This is a genomic window from Pseudomonas sp. GM74 (assembly GCF_000282455.1).
Lineage (GTDB): Bacteria > Pseudomonadota > Gammaproteobacteria > Pseudomonadales > Pseudomonadaceae > Aquipseudomonas.
Genome location: NZ_AKJG01000097.1, coordinates 1 through 14862, shown reverse-complemented (window position 1 = coordinate 14862; position 14862 = coordinate 1). Strand labels below are relative to the sequence as shown.

Annotated in this window: 13 protein-coding genes; 7 read left to right on the top strand and 6 right to left on the bottom strand. The window is 60.8% G+C overall.

Annotated features, from left to right (window positions below):
• Positions 1-334: 334 nt before the first annotated feature.
• From kdgD to PMI34_RS09360, 5 genes are all read left to right on the top strand, one after another.
• Positions 335-1246: a 5-dehydro-4-deoxyglucarate dehydratase gene (gene kdgD, locus PMI34_RS09340; protein WP_008051694.1), complete on the top strand. Its 912-nt coding sequence runs from the start codon at positions 335-337 to the stop codon at positions 1244-1246.
• Positions 1247-1306: 60 nt separating this feature from the next.
• On the top strand, positions 1307-2752 hold the full coding sequence (locus tag PMI34_RS09345) for an aldehyde dehydrogenase family protein (RefSeq protein WP_008051692.1): 1446 nt from the start codon (positions 1307-1309) through the stop codon (positions 2750-2752).
• A 223-nt stretch (positions 2753-2975) separates the two neighbouring features.
• A complete protein-coding gene (locus PMI34_RS09350) occupies positions 2976-4343 on the top strand; it encodes an MFS transporter (protein WP_008051687.1) in 1368 nt (455 codons plus the stop codon).
• Positions 4344-4354: 11 nt separating this feature from the next.
• A complete protein-coding gene (gene garD, locus PMI34_RS09355; RefSeq protein ID WP_008051685.1) occupies positions 4355-5908 on the top strand; it encodes a galactarate dehydratase in 1554 nt (517 codons plus the stop codon).
• Positions 5909-6067: 159 nt separating this feature from the next.
• Positions 6068-7009 (top strand): AEC family transporter, encoded by a 942-nt coding sequence (locus tag PMI34_RS09360; RefSeq protein ID WP_008051683.1) that lies wholly within the window; start codon positions 6068-6070, stop codon positions 7007-7009.
• 147 nt (positions 7010-7156) lie between these two features.
• Here the strand turns inward: PMI34_RS09360 and PMI34_RS09365 are convergent, their stop codons facing one another.
• From PMI34_RS09365 to gatC, 6 genes are all read right to left on the bottom strand, one after another.
• Positions 7157-7537 (bottom strand): carboxymuconolactone decarboxylase family protein, encoded by a 381-nt coding sequence (locus PMI34_RS09365; RefSeq protein WP_007976475.1) that lies wholly within the window; start codon positions 7535-7537, stop codon positions 7157-7159.
• Positions 7534-8595: a calcium/sodium antiporter gene (locus PMI34_RS09370; RefSeq protein WP_008051681.1), complete on the bottom strand. Its 1062-nt coding sequence runs from the start codon at positions 8593-8595 to the stop codon at positions 7534-7536. Before PMI34_RS09370 ends, PMI34_RS09365 begins: the two co-directional genes overlap by 4 nt.
• A 50-nt stretch (positions 8596-8645) precedes the next feature.
• Positions 8646-9020 (bottom strand): septal ring lytic transglycosylase RlpA family protein, encoded by a 375-nt coding sequence (locus tag PMI34_RS09375; RefSeq protein WP_008051680.1) that lies wholly within the window; start codon positions 9018-9020, stop codon positions 8646-8648.
• A 148-nt stretch (positions 9021-9168) separates the two neighbouring features.
• Entirely contained in the window at positions 9169-10614 is a 1446-nt protein-coding gene (gene gatB, locus PMI34_RS09380) for an Asp-tRNA(Asn)/Glu-tRNA(Gln) amidotransferase subunit GatB (RefSeq protein WP_008051679.1), read from the bottom strand.
• 10 nt (positions 10615-10624) lie between these two features.
• The gene (gene gatA / locus PMI34_RS09385) at positions 10625-12076 is read right to left on the bottom strand and encodes an Asp-tRNA(Asn)/Glu-tRNA(Gln) amidotransferase subunit GatA (protein ID WP_008051678.1); all 1452 of its coding nucleotides are present in this window, start codon (positions 12074-12076) and stop codon (positions 10625-10627) included.
• A 17-nt stretch (positions 12077-12093) separates the two neighbouring features.
• Positions 12094-12381 carry an Asp-tRNA(Asn)/Glu-tRNA(Gln) amidotransferase subunit GatC gene (gene gatC / locus PMI34_RS09390; RefSeq protein ID WP_007901429.1) on the bottom strand — a complete coding sequence of 96 codons (288 nt, stop codon included), beginning with the start codon at positions 12379-12381 and terminating at the stop codon, positions 12094-12096.
• Positions 12382-12592: 211 nt separating this feature from the next.
• Here gatC and mreB point away from each other — a divergent pair, with 211 nt between their 5' ends.
• Both mreB and mreC read left to right on the top strand, forming a co-directional pair.
• Complete coding sequence (gene mreB / locus PMI34_RS09395; RefSeq protein ID WP_002555108.1) at positions 12593-13630, top strand: rod shape-determining protein MreB; 1038 nt, start codon at positions 12593-12595, stop codon at positions 13628-13630.
• Between the two features lie 143 nt (positions 13631-13773).
• Positions 13774-14862, top strand: a 1089-nt coding sequence (gene mreC, locus PMI34_RS09400) for a rod shape-determining protein MreC (protein ID WP_081498099.1), incomplete at its 3' end; no start/stop codon positions are given.

The window sequence follows — 14862 nt, the reverse complement described above, 5'->3', positions numbered from 1 at the left end:
AATGTGGGAGCGGGCTTGCTCCGGGCGGCGCTCCGACGAAGAGGTCGTAAGCCATCCCACAAAACCTTCAGTCAGCCTCTCTTTTACTTATCCCTCGCCACAATCTTCCGACAACGTATCTCCTGAGCACCTGTTTTTCGAGGTGTGATCATCCCTTTTCTCTTTCGCAGAAACCCTCTGAAACAAGGATTCTGCGCATTCTTGTCGAACAATTTTCACCCCCCGGTGATGAAATGCAGTTGACGGTTGTATTTTAAGTTGTACGATGACCTACAACTTCGGCGCAGGCTGAACGGTTTTCTCACACAACGTCGCTATCCAGGGTGTTCGAATAATGAATCCACAAGAACTGAAGTCCATCCTCTCTGCCGGTCTGCTGTCTTTCCCGGTCACCGATTTCAATGCTCAGGGCGACTTCAATCGCGCGGGTTACATCAAGCGTCTCGAATGGCTGGCCCCATACGGCGCCTCGGCGTTGTTCGCTGCGGGCGGCACCGGTGAGTTCTTTTCTCTGGCGGCCAGCGAATATTCGGAAATCATCAAGACTGCGGTCGACACTTGCGCCACCAGCGTGCCGATTCTGGCCGGTGTCGGTGGCGCCACTCGCCAGGCCATCGAATATGCACAGGAAGCCGAACGCTTGGGCGCCAAAGGCCTGTTGCTGCTACCGCACTACCTGACCGAAGCCAGCCAGGACGGCGTTGCCGCCCACGTTGAAGCCGTGTGCAAATCGGTCAACATCGGCGTGGTGGTCTACAACCGCAACGTCTGCCGCCTGACCGCGCCGCTGCTGGAACGCCTGGCCGAACGCTGCCCGAACCTGATCGGTTACAAGGATGGCCTGGGTGATATCGAGTTGATGGTGTCGATCCGTCGCCGCCTCGGCGATCGCTTCAGCTACCTGGGCGGTTTGCCAACCGCCGAAGTCTACGCCGCGGCCTACAAGGCGCTGGGCGTGCCGGTGTACTCCTCGGCGGTGTTCAACTTCATCCCGAAAACCGCGATGGATTTCTACCACGCCATTGCTCGCGAAGATCACGCCACCGTCGGCAAGATCATCGACGACTTCTTCCTGCCGTACCTGGACATCCGTAACCGCAAAGCCGGTTACGCCGTGAGCATCGTCAAGGCCGGGGCAAAAATTGCAGGCTATGACGCAGGTCCTGTGCGTGCGCCGCTGACCGATCTGACGGGTGAAGAGTATGAAATGCTCGCCGCGCTGATCGACAAGCAAGGTGCGCAATAACACTCGATAAAACCAAGGCCGCTGAGCAATCAGCGGCTTCTTGCGTGAGGAGATCTTCAAGTGGCTGATGCAAAGCGTTTCGATAACTACATCAACGGCGAATGGGTGAAGGGCAGTGATTACTGCGCCAACATCAACCCGTCCGAGTTGAGCGATACCATCGGCGAATACGCCAAGGCTGATCTGGCTCAGGTCCACGCCGCCATCGACGCCGCTCGCGCCGCGTTCCCGGCCTGGTCCACTTCCGGCATCCAGGCTCGCCACGATTCATTGGATAAAGTCGGCACTGAGATCCTCGCCCGCCGCGAAGAACTCGGCACCCTGCTGGCCCGGGAAGAGGGCAAGACCCTGCCCGAAGCCATTGGCGAAGTGACTCGCGCCGGTAACATCTTCAAGTTCTTCGCCGGTGAATGCCTGCGCCTGTCCGGTGACTACCTGCCGTCGGTGCGTCCGGGCGTCAACGTTGAAGTCACTCGCGAAGCCCTGGGCGTGGTTGGTCTGATCACCCCGTGGAACTTCCCGATTGCCATCCCTGCGTGGAAAATCGCCCCGGCCCTGGCCTACGGCAACTGCGTGGTGCTGAAGCCCGCGGACCTGGTTCCGGGCTGCGCCTGGGCCCTGGCTGAAATCATCTCCCGCGCAGGCTTCCCGGCTGGTGTGTTCAACCTGGTGATGGGCAGCGGTCGCGTGGTTGGCGATGCACTGGTCCACAGCCCGAAAGTCGATGGCATCAGCTTCACCGGTTCCGTGGGCGTGGGTCGCCAGATCGCTGTCAGTTGCGTGTCGCGTCAGGCCAAGGTCCAGCTGGAAATGGGCGGCAAGAACCCGCAGATCATTCTCGACGACGCCGACCTCAAGCAAGCGGTCGAGCTGTCGGTACAGAGCGCGTTCTACTCCACCGGCCAGCGTTGCACCGCTTCCAGCCGCTTCATCGTCACCGCTGGCATCCACGACCGGTTCGTCGATGCCATGGCCGAGCGCATGAAGTCGATCAAGGTCGGTCACGCGTTGACGGCTGGTACCGACATCGGTCCGGTGGTTTCCCAAGCGCAGCTTGAACAGGACATGAAGTACATCGACATCGGCCAGTCCGAAGGTGCACGTCTGGTCAGCGGCGGTGGTCTGGTGACCTGCGACACCGAGGGTTACTTCCTCGCGCCGACCCTGTTTGCCGACAGCGAAGCGTCGATGCGCATCAGTCGCGAAGAGATCTTCGGCCCGGTGGCCAACATCGTCCGTGTCGCCGATTACGAAGCAGCCCTGGCTATGGCCAACGATACCGAGTTCGGGCTGTCGGCGGGCATTGCCACCACCTCGCTGAAGTACGCCAACCACTTCAAGCGCCACTCCCAGGCCGGGATGGTGATGGTCAACCTGCCGACCGCCGGTGTGGATTACCACGTTCCGTTTGGTGGGCGTAAAGGTTCATCCTATGGATCACGTGAGCAAGGTCGCTATGCGCAAGAGTTCTACACGGTTGTAAAAACCTCTTACATCGGTTCGTAACACGCAACACCGCTGTATCCGGTGCCACCTCGGTGGCACCGATACCGCAAACCCATGTAGGAGCTGCCGCAGGCTGCGATCTTTTGATCTTGATTTTCGGTGCCTTTGATGGCGCTAAAGATCAAAAGATCGCAGCCTCGTTTCACTCGACAGCTCCTACAGCCCTACAGGGAATACACAAGATTCACCCGCGCATAAAAATAATCAGTGGGAGTACATCTACATGCAATCGACCAAGCCGACTCACGTCCGCTATCTGATCCTGCTCATGCTGTTCCTGGTGACCACGATCAACTACGCCGACCGGGCTACCATCGCAATCGCCGGCTCCAGCCTGCAAAAAGACCTGGGTATCGACGCCGTTACCCTCGGCTACATCTTCTCCGCATTCGGTTGGGCCTACGTGGCCGGGCAAATCCCCGGCGGCTGGCTGCTGGACCGTTTCGGCTCGAAAAAGATCTACGCACTGAGCATCTTTACCTGGTCGCTGTTCACCGTCCTGCAGGGCTATGTCGGCGAGTTCGGCATGTCCACCGCTGTGGTCGCGCTGTTCATGCTGCGCTTTTTGGTGGGCCTGGCCGAAGCGCCATCCTTCCCCGGCAACGCTCGTATCGTGGCCGCCTGGTTCCCGACCGCTGAGCGCGGCACCGCCTCGGCGATCTTCAACTCGGCGCAGTACTTTGCCACTGTGTTGTTCGCACCGTTGATGGGCTGGATCGTCTACAGCTTCGGCTGGCAGCACGTGTTCATCGTCATGGGCGTGATCGGCATCATTTTCTCGGGTATCTGGCTCAAGGTGATCTACAGCCCGCGCCAGCACCCGATGATCAATGACGCCGAGTTCAAGCACATCGCCGACAACGGCGGCATGGTCGACATGGACCAGGACAAGGGCAAAGGCAAAAAAGGCGACGGTCCGAAGTGGGATTACATCCGCCAACTGCTGACCAACCGTATGATGCTCGGCGTGTACCTGGGCCAGTACTGCATCAATGGCATCACTTACTTCTTCTTGACCTGGTTCCCGGTGTACCTGGTACAGGAACGCGGCATGACCATCCTCAAGGCTGGTTTCATTGCGTCCTTGCCGGCGATCTGCGGCTTCATCGGTGGTGTGCTCGGCGGGGTGATTTCCGATTACCTGTTGCGCAAAGGCCATTCCCTGACCTTCGCCCGCAAGGCGCCGATCATTGCCGGCCTGCTGGTTTCCAGCAGCATAGTGGCCTGCAACTATGTCGATGTTGAATGGATGGTCGTCGGCTTCATGGCCCTGGCCTTCTTCGGCAAAGGTGTGGGCGCATTGGGCTGGGCCGTGGTGTCCGACACCTCGCCGAAGCAGATCGCCGGCCTGAGCGGTGGCCTGTTCAACACCTTTGGTAACCTGGCCTCGATCACCACCCCGATCGTGATCGGCTACATCATCAGCTCCACCGGCTCGTTCAAGTGGGCGTTGGTGTTCGTTGGTTGCAACGCACTGGTCGCGGTGTTCAGCTATCTGGTGATCGTCGGCCCGATCAAGCGCGTGGTGCTCAAAGAGCCACCCGCGAACGGTACTGAAGCCCCTGGCAAATTGTCTCAAGCGCATTCCTGAGGAGCGGCGTCATGCAGTTGATTGAACATTCCGACTCGCCGCGCTACATCCGCCTGCACGAGCGGGACAACGTAGTGATCGTGGTCAACGATCAGGGCGTCCCGGCCGGCACCGAGTTTGCCGATGGCCTGGTTACCGTGGACTTCGTGCCACAGAGCCACAAAGTCACCCTGGAAGATATTCCCGAAGGTGGCGAGGTGATTCGTTACGGTCAGGTCATTGGCTACGCCTTGCAGCCGATTCCCCGCGGCAGTTGGGTCAAGGAAGATCAACTGCGCATGCCGACCGCGCCACCGCTGGACAGCCTGCCGCTGTCCACCGATGTGCCGGCCGCGCAGGCACCGCTGGAAGGCTTCACCTTCGAGGGTTATCGCAATGCCGATGGCACCGTCGGCACGCGTAACATTCTCGGCATCACTACCACCGTGCAGTGCGTTACCGGGGTGCTGGATCATACGGTCAAACGCATCAAGGATGAGTTGTTGCCCAAGTACCCGCACGTCGATGACGTGGTGGCGCTGACCCACAGCTACGGCTGCGGCGTGGCCATCACCGCCACTGACGCGTACATTCCGATCCGTACCGTGCGCAACCTGGCCCGCAACCCGAACCTGGGTGGCGAAGCCCTGGTGATCAGCCTGGGCTGCGAGAAATTGCAGGCCGGGCAGGTGATGCACGAGAACGACAGCTCGGTGGATCTCAGCGAGCCTTGGTTGTACCGCTTGCAGGACTCCAGTCACGGCTTTACCGAAATGATCGAGCAGATCATGGAACTGGCCGAGACGCGCTTGAAGAGGCTCGATCAACGTCGCCGGGAAACCGTGCCGGCGTCCGAGCTGATCCTGGGCATGCAATGCGGCGGCAGTGATGCGTTTTCCGGCATCACCGCCAACCCGGCGCTCGGTTATGCCTCGGACCTGTTGCTGCGGGCCGGTGCGACGGTGATGTTTTCCGAAGTCACCGAAGTGCGCGATGCCATTTACCTGCTGACCTCACGCGCGCAGAACCAGGACGTTGCCCAGGAACTGGTGCGGGAAATGGACTGGTACGATCGCTACCTGGCCAAGGGCGAGGCGGATCGCAGTGCCAACACTACGCCGGGCAACAAGAAGGGCGGGTTGTCGAATATTGTCGAGAAATCCCTGGGATCGATCGTCAAGTCCGGCAGCAGCGCGATCAACGGCGTGCTCGGCCCAGGCGAGCGTTTCAAGCGCAAAGGCCTGATCTTCTGTGCGACTCCGGCCAGCGACTTTGTCTGCGGGACCTTGCAGTTGGCGGCGGGGATGAACCTGCATGTGTTCACCACCGGTCGTGGCACGCCTTACGGGCTGGCCATGGCTCCGGTGGTGAAGGTCTCGACCCGGACCGAGCTGGCGCAACGCTGGCCGGACCTGATCGACATCGATGCCGGGCGCATTGCCACCGGCCGCGCATCGATCGAGGAGCTGGGTTGGGAGCTGTTCCACTACTACCTGGACGTGGCCAGCGGCAAGAAACAGACGTGGGCCGAGCAGCACAAGCTGCATAACGACATCACCCTGTTCAACCCGGCGCCGATTACCTGAGACCGCGTTGCCTGTAAAAGATCGCAGCCTACGGCAGCTCCTACAGAACACGCGTTCCCCTGTAGGAGCTGCCGCAGGCTGCGATCTTTTGATCTTAATGTGCTCGGTGTGGTTTATCATTAGCCCCCTAACGACGCCCACCCCAAGGTCCTCTCCGGCATGCTGGCAATTTTCCTCGAAACCCTGAACATCACCGCGCCGGTGTTTGCCATGCTGTTTCTGGGTGTGCTGCTCAAGCGCATCGACTGGATCAACGACAACTTCATCCACACCGCATCGGCTCTGGTGTTCAACGTCACCATGCCGGCGTTGCTGTTTCTGGGCATCTTGCATGCCGACCTGCACACGGCATTGCAGCCGGCGCTGCTGATCTATTTCTCCCTCGCGACCCTGGTGTGTTTTGCCATCGCCTGGGGCTGGGCGATCTGGAAGTGCCCGCGGGAGGATCGGGGGATCTACACCCAAGGCGCCTTTCGCGGTAACAACGGGGTCATCGGCCTGGCGCTGGCGGCAAGCATGTATGGCGACTACGGGATTTCCCTCGGGGCGATCCTGGCGGCGCTGGTGATCCTGTTCTACAACACCCTCTCGACCATCGTGCTGGCGGTGTACAGCCCGGTGATCAAGTCCGATCCGTGGAGCATCTGCAAAAGCGTGTTCAGCAATCCGTTGATCATCAGCGTGATTGCGGCTGCGCCGTTTGCCTATTTCAAGATCGGCTTGCCCGGCTGGCTGGAAACCTCCGGCCAGTACCTGGCGCAAACCACCTTGCCGCTGGCGCTGATCTGCATCGGCGGTACGCTGTCCCTGGCGGCACTGCGCAAAAGCGGCAACATGGCACTGAGCTCAAGCCTGGTGAAGATGATCGGCTTGCCGGTGCTGGCGACGCTGGGGGCGTGGTTGTGGGGCTTTCGTGGTGCGGAGCTGGGGATTCTGTTTCTGTACTTCGGCAGCCCGACCGCCGCCGCCAGTTTCGTCATGGCCCGGGCGGCGGATGGCAATCACGAGCTGGCGGCGGCGATTATCGTGATCACCACGTTGATGGCGGCGGTCACCACCAATGTCGGGATCTTCTTTTTGCAGTGGGGTGGGTGGATCTGACCCTGGAGTTTTTCAGGGCCTCATCGCGAGCAAGCTCGCTCCCACAGGTTTCTTTGTTGTTAATCAAACTCTGTTCACACCGAAGCCCCCTGTGGGAGCGAGCTTGCTCGCGATGGCGCCAGATCAGGCAACCTGAATTTCAATGACTCACTCAGGCTTCTGATAACTGTCGATTACTTCCTGCGCCGCCCGAAACGCATCAATCGCCGCCGGTACACCGGCATACACCGCGCAATGCAGCAGCGCCTCGCGAATCTCCTCCACAGTGCAGCCGTTGTTCAGCGCACCGCGCACGTGACCTTTCAACTCCTGCGGGCACTTGAGTGCAGTCAGGGCGGCAAGGGTGATCAGGCTGCGGGTTTTCAGCGGCAGGCCTTCGCGATTCCACACACCGCCCCAGGCGTGTTCATTGACGAAATCCTGCAGCGGCTGGGTGAACTCGGTGGCATTGCCCAGTGCGCGGTCGACGAAGGCGTCGCCCATCACTTGGCGGCGGACTTCAACGCCGGTTTTTTTATTCTCGGTCATGGGACTTCCTTCTTATGGTGTTGGCGACGCCAGGCGCGTAGTGACGTGAACAGCAAAAACGCCACCAGCGCCGGCAGGACGAAAAACAGCATCAGGTGTTCCAGCTTGCCGGCCAGAGGCATGCCGGTGGTGAACGACACCACGTGCAGCCCATACGCCAGGTACAAACCCAGAAACAGCAGGCCTTCGGCACGGGTCACCCGATAGCCGGAATAGAACACCGGCAGGCACAGCGCCGCGACGCCGAGCATCACCGGCAGGTCGAAATCCAGGGCGTTGGGCGACACCGACAGCGGCGTTGGCGCTACCAGTGCGGTAAAACCGAGCACACCCAAGAGGTTGAACAGGTTGCTGCCAATCACGTTGCCCACGGCAATATCGCGCTCGCCGCGCATTGCCGCGATCAACGAAGTGGCGAGCTCAGGCAGTGAGGTGCTGACGGCGACGATGGTCAGGCCGATGATCCGCTCCGACAACCCAAGGTCGGTGGCCACGGCAACCGCCGCGCCCAGCAGCAAGTGCCCGGCGTACACCAGCATCGCCAGCCCGGTGACGATCATCAGCAGGCTGCTCAGCCATGGCGCTTGCGCATGATGGTCATGGCTCGATACCGGGCGTGCCGAATGCCGTGACTGGCGCAGCAACAAGCCCAGGTAAATCGCCAGTGCCGTCAGCAACATCACGCCGTCGGCACGGTTCAGTTCTTCATTCCAGGCGAGTACGAACACCAACAGGCTGGCGCCGATCATCAGCGGAATATCCAGGCGCACCAGTTGCCGGGACACCCGCAAAGGAATGATCAGTGCGGACAACCCGAGGGTGACGAGAATGTTGAAAATGCTGCTGCCAATCACGCTGCCGACGGCAATGTCGGCGTTGTGCGCCAGGGTCGCCTGCAGGCTGACCGCCATCTGCGGTGCGCTGCTGCCGAGGGCGACGATGGTCAGGCCGATGATCAGCGGGCGTATGTGCAGCCGAGCGGCAATGCGTACGGCGGCGCGCACCATCAATTCGGCGCCGACAATCAGCAGGAGCAATCCGCTGAGCAATTCGATCACGCTGATCAGGGGTAAATCGGCTAGTCCGAAAATGGTCGGGGCTCCATCGGTCAGTCGTCGAGGGCTTGCACGCGAACCCGCGCGGTGCCGCTGCGCAGCATGCCCAGGCGCTCGGCGGCTTCCTTGGACAGGTCGATCAGGCGGCCCCGGGTGTGCGGCCCGCGATCATTGATGCGCACCACGCAGGATTTGTCGTTATTCAGATTGGTGACCTTCACCCGTGTACCGAAGGGTAGCTGGCGATGGGCGGCGGTCATGGAATTCATATTGAAACGCTCGCCGTTGGCGGTGCGTTTGCCTTGGTGTTTGGCGCCGTAGTACGAAGCCACGCCGGTTTTGTCGTAGCCATGCGGATCGACGGTGTCGGTGCTGGCGCAGCCGGCCAGGAGCGAGAGGAGGGCGCAAAGTCCAAGTAGACGCTTCATTTGAAAGCTTCCGAAAAAAATGTGGGAGCGAGCTCGCTCGCGATTGGCATTCTGACAGTCAACTTTGTGTTGAGTGCCGGATCGCTATCGCGAGCAAACTCGCTCCCACAGGGAATGGAGCCAGTATTTAGAGCTGGCTCCATCCTCATCAGCCTTCGAGCTTGCTTTTGAGCAGTTCGTTGACCTGTTGCGGGTTGGCCTTGCCTTTGGAAGCTTTCATGGCCTGGCCGACAAAGAAGCCGAACATCTTGCCGCGCTTGGCTTCGTCTGCCGCGCGGTATTGTTCGACCTGCTCGGCGTTGGCCGCGAGCATTTCGTCCAGCACCGCCGAGATGGCGCCGGTGTCGGTCACTTGCTTGAGGCCGCGCTTGTCGATGATCTCGTCCGCGCTGCCTTCGCCGTTGGCCATCGCTTCAAACACCACCTTGGCGATCTTGCCGGAGATGGTGTTGTCCTTGATGCGCAGCAGCATGCCGCCCAGAAGCTCTGCGGAAACCGGCGACTGTTCGATGTCCAGGCCTTGCTTGTTGAGCAGGCTGCCCAACTCGACCATCACCCAGTTGGCCGCCAGTTTGGCGTCGCCGCCGATGCTCGCGACTTTCTCGAAGTAATCGGCTTGTTCGCGGCTGGTGGCCAGCACGCTGGCGTCGTAGACCGACAGACCGAACTGCTCCTGGAAGCGCTCGCGCTTCTGCGGTGGCAATTCCGGCAGGGTGGCGCGCACGTCGTCGAGGAACGAGTTCTCGATGACCACCGGCAGCAGGTCCGGATCGGGGAAGTAACGGTAGTCGTTGGCTTCCTCTTTGCTGCGCATCGGACGGGTCTCGTCCTTGTTCGGATCGTACAGGCGGGTCTGCTGGATCACCTTGCCGCCGTCTTCGATCAGTTCGATCTGACGCTGGATTTCGCTGTTGATCGCCTTCTCGATGAAACGGAACGAGTTGACGTTCTTGATCTCGCAGCGGGTGCCGAATTCGACCTGGCCTTTCGGACGGATCGATACGTTGCAGTCGCAACGCAGCGAGCCTTCGGCCATGTTGCCGTCGCAAATCCCTAAGTAACGCACCAGCGCGTGGATCGCCTTGACGTAGGCCACGGCTTCCTTGGCGCTGCGCATGTCCGGTTCGGAAACGATTTCCAGCAGCGGTGTGCCGGCACGGTTCAGGTCGATGCCGGTGGCGCCGCTGAATTCTTCGTGCAGGCTTTTGCCGGCGTCTTCTTCCAGGTGCGCGCGGGTGATGCCGACCCGTTTGACCGTGCCGTCTTCCAGGGCGATGTCCAGGTGACCCTTGCCGACGATCGGCAATTCCATCTGGCTGATCTGGTAGCCCTTGGGCAGGTCCGGGTAGAAGTAGTTTTTACGGGCGAACACGTTGTGCTGGCCGATCTCGGCGTCAATCGCCAGACCGAACATCACCGCCATGCGCACCGCTTCCTGGTTCAGCACCGGCAGCACGCCGGGCATGCCCAGGTCTACCAGGCTGGCCTGGGTGTTCGGCTCGGAGCCGAACGTGGTGGAACTACCGGAAAAGATTTTCGACCGGGTGGTGAGCTGGGTGTGAATCTCCAGCCCGATCACGACTTCCCATTGCATGTGTGTCTCCTCAGAAGCCGGTTGGGGTGCGGGTGTGCCAGTCAGTGTTCAACTGATACTGGTGGGCAACGTTCAACAGGCGACCTTCCTGGAAATACGGAGCGAGCAGTTGCACGCCAACCGGCAGACCGTCGACAAAACCGGCCGGCATCGACAGGCCCGGCAGGCCGGCGAGGTTGGCGGTGATGGTGTAGACGTCTTCCAGGTACGCAGCGACCGGGTCGCTGTTCTTGGCGCCGAGCTTCCAGGCCGGGTTCGGCGTGGTCGGGCCGAGGATGATGTCGACCTCATTGAAGGCCACCATGAAGTCGTTCTTGATCAAACGACGGATCTTCTGCGCCTTCAGGTAATAGGCGTCGTAGTAACCGGCGGACAGCGCGTAGGCACCGACCATGATCCGGCGCTGTACTTCCGGGCCGAAGCCTTCGCCACGGGAGCGTTTGTACAGGTCGATCAGGTTGACCGGGTTTTCGCAGCGGTAGCCGAAGCGTACGCCGTCGAAACGCGACAGGTTGGACGAGGCTTCCGCCGGGGCGATCACGTAGTACGCAGGAATTGCGTGCTGCATGTTCGGCAGGCTGATTTCCTTGATCACGGCGCCGAGCTTTTCCAGCTCCTTGATGCTGTTGTGGATCAGCTCGGCGATGCGCGGGTCGAGACCGGCGCTGAAGTATTCCTTCGGCACGCCGATGCGCAGGCCTTGCAGCGAGCCGTTGAGGCTGGCGCTGTAGTCCGGCACGGGCTCATCGATGCTGGTGGAGTCGTTCGGATCGAAGCCGGCCATACCTTGCAACAAAATAGCGCAGTCTTCGGCGGTGCGTGCCATCGGGCCGCCCTGATCGAGGCTGGAGGCGTAGGCGATCATGCCCCAGCGCGAAACGCGACCGTACGTCGGTTTCAGGCCGGTGAGGTTGGTCAGGGCCGCCGGCTGACGGATCGAACCGCCAGTGTCGGTGCCGGTGGCCGCCGGCAACAGACGAGCGGCGACCGCCGCAGCGGAGCCGCCGGACGAACCGCCCGGAACGTGTTCCAGGTTCCACGGGTTTTTCACCGCGCCGTAGTAGCTCGACTCGTTGGCCGAACCCATGGCGAATTCGTCCATGTTGGTCTTGCCCAGGGTCACGGCCCCGGCAGCGGCCAGTTTGGCGACGACGGTGGCATCGTACGGTGCTTTAAAGTTGTCGAGCATCTTCGAGCCGCAGCTGGTGCGAATGCCCTGGGTGCAGAACAGGTCTTTGTGGGCGATCGGCGCGCCGAGCAGGGCGCCGCTCTCACCATTGGCCCGGCGGGCGTCAGCGGCTTTCGCCTGCTTCAGTGCCAGGTCTTCGGTGAGGCTGATGAAACTGTTGAGCTGTGGATCGAGCTGGGCGATGCGCGCCAGCAGAACCTTGGTCAGCTCTTCGGAGGAAAACTTTTTATCGGCGAGTCCGCGGGCGATCTCGGCCAGAGTCAATTGATGCATTGCAGGCTCTTTCCCTATTAGTCGATGACTTTCGGAACCAGGTACAGGCCGTTTTCGACCGCTGGTGCGATGGACTGGTAGGCCTCGCGGTGATTGGTCTCGGTCACGACGTCTGCGCGCAGGCGCTGGCTGGCTTCCAGTGGGTGGGCCAGCGGTTCGATACCGTCGGTATTGACCGCCTGCATTTCGTCGACCAGCCCGAGAATGCTGTTGAGGGCCGAAGTGATGTGTGGAAGATCGGCATCATTGAGGCCAAGGCAGGCCAGATGAGCGATTTTTTCCACGTCGGAGCGTTCAAGCGCCATTGGGATTCTCCAGTGGAAAACAAAACGGACGGCGTCCGTGTGTTAGATTGTCGGAACACTACCGCACTTCTACGGTCATAAGGCCGCGATTGTGGGGCTTGGTGCACAGAAAAGCGGCCAATTTAACATATTGGCGCCTTGCCCAAAATCCCTGTCGTTGTTAGAGTTTGCCGCACTTTTTTACCCACGCGTTGCCTAGGGTCCCTTTCCCATGTTCAAGAAACTGCGTGGCATGTTTTCCAGCGATCTTTCCATTGACCTGGGCACTGCCAACACCCTTATTTACGTGCGCGAGCGCGGTATCGTCCTGAATGAGCCATCGGTTGTGGCCATTCGGACACACGGTAACCAGAAAAGTGTCGTTGCTGTCGGCACCGAAGCCAAGCGCATGCTGGGCCGTACTCCGGGCAACATTGCTGCCATTCGTCCGATGAAGGACGGCGTGATCGCCGATTTCAGCGTGTGCGAAAAAATGCTGCAGTACTTCATCAACAAGGTTCACGAAAACAGCTTCCTGCAGCCTAGCCCTCGCGTGTTGATCTGCGTTCCATGCAAATCCACCCAGGTTGAGCGTCGTGCAATCCGTGAATCGGCCCTCGGTGCCGGTGCCCGTGAAGTGTTCCTGATCGAAGAGCCAATGGCCGCTGCGATCGGTGCCGGCCTGCCGGTAGAAGAAGCTCGCGGCTCGATGGTCGTGGATATCGGTGGCGGTACCACTGAAATCGCGCTGATCTCCCTCAATGGTGTGGTTTACGCCGAATCCGTACGTGTGGGCGGCGACCGCTTCGACGAAGCGATCATCACCTACGTGCGTCGCAACTACGGCAGCCTGATCGGCGAATCCACCGCCGAGCGCATCAAGCAGGAAATCGGTACGGCCTACCCGGGCGGCGAAGTTCGCGAAGTCGACGTTCGTGGCCGTAACCTGGCCGAAGGCGTTCCACGGGCATTCACCCTGAACTCCAACGAAGTGCTGGAAGCTCTGCAAGAGTCCCTGGCTACCATCGTTCAGGCCGTGAAAAGCGCCCTGGAGCAATCGCCTCCGGAACTGGCTTCCGATATCGCCGAGCGTGGCCTGGTACTGACCGGTGGTGGCGCCTTGTTGCGTGACCTGGACAAATTGCTGGCCCAGGAGACTGGTCTGCCGGTGATCGTCGCCGAAGACCCGCTGACCTGCGTTGCTCGCGGCGGTGGCCGTGCATTGGAAATGATGGATAAACACACCATGGACCTGCTTTCCAGCGAATAAGTCGCCGGATTGCCTCTATGCTGTTGAGCGCGCAGGCGGCACTTTGCAGTGCTGCCTGTTCGCGTTTATCTTCTGTCAGTCTGCATCCAGGCCGGATTGCTGCCGTATGAATAAACAGAACATTTGCCTGGGAGGAGCGGCTTATTAAACCGCTTTTCACCAAGGGCCCTTCACTGGGCGTGCGCCTGTTGGTGCTGGTCGTGCTATCGGTCACGCTGATGGTGGTCGATGCCCGTTTCAGTCTGCTCAAGCCTGCACGCAGCCAGATGTCGCTGGTGCTGATGGACGCCTACTGGATCACCGACCTGCCCGGACGACTGTGGGAAGGCGTTGCCAGTCAGTTTGGCAGCCGGACCGAACTCGTCGCCGAAAACGAAAAACTCAAGACCGAGAACCTGCTGTTGCAGGGGCGCATGCAGAAGCTGGCCGCCCTGACCGAGCAGAACGTTCGGCTGCGCGAGTTGCTCAACTCTTCGGCCCTGGTCAACGAGAAGGTCGAAGTGGCCGAGTTGATCGGCATGGACCCCAATCCCTTCACCCATCGCATCATCATCAATAAAGGTGAGCGCGACGGCGTGGTCCTTGGTCAGCCGGTACTCGATGCCCGTGGCCTGATGGGCCAGGTGGTCGAGTTGATGCCCTACACGTCCCGTGTCTTGCTGCTGACCGATACCACCCACAGCATTCCGGTGCAGGTGAACCGTAACGGTTTGCGGGCGATTGCCAGCGGCACCGGCAACCCGGAGCGTCTGGAGTTGCGGCATGTGGCCGATACCGCCGACATCAAGGAAGGCGACTTGCTGGTCAGCTCCGGCCTTGGTCAGCGTTTCCCGGCCGGTTATCCGGTGGCGACGGTCAAGGAAGTGATTCACGATTCCGGCCAGCCGTTTGCCATTGTCCGCGCCGTTCCGACCGCCGCCTTGAACCGTAGCCGTTACCTGCTGCTGGTGTTCAGCGACAACCGGACTGCCGAAGAGCGCGTCAACGCTGCCGCCCAGGCCCAGGAAAGCCTGGATGCACAGGGCGGCGGGCCGACCATTCCGGCGACGGTTCCGAAGCTGGTCAGCCCCGCGGCACCGACTGCACCGGCTGCCGCACCGGCGATTCCTGCCACGGCGGCGCCTGCGGCCACTGCCCCGGCCAAGCCAGCCACCACGCCGGCCAAGCCCGCGGCCTCGCATCCTGCTGCGGCTAAACCGCCGGCGGCGCAACCCGCTGCCGCGAAGCCTGCC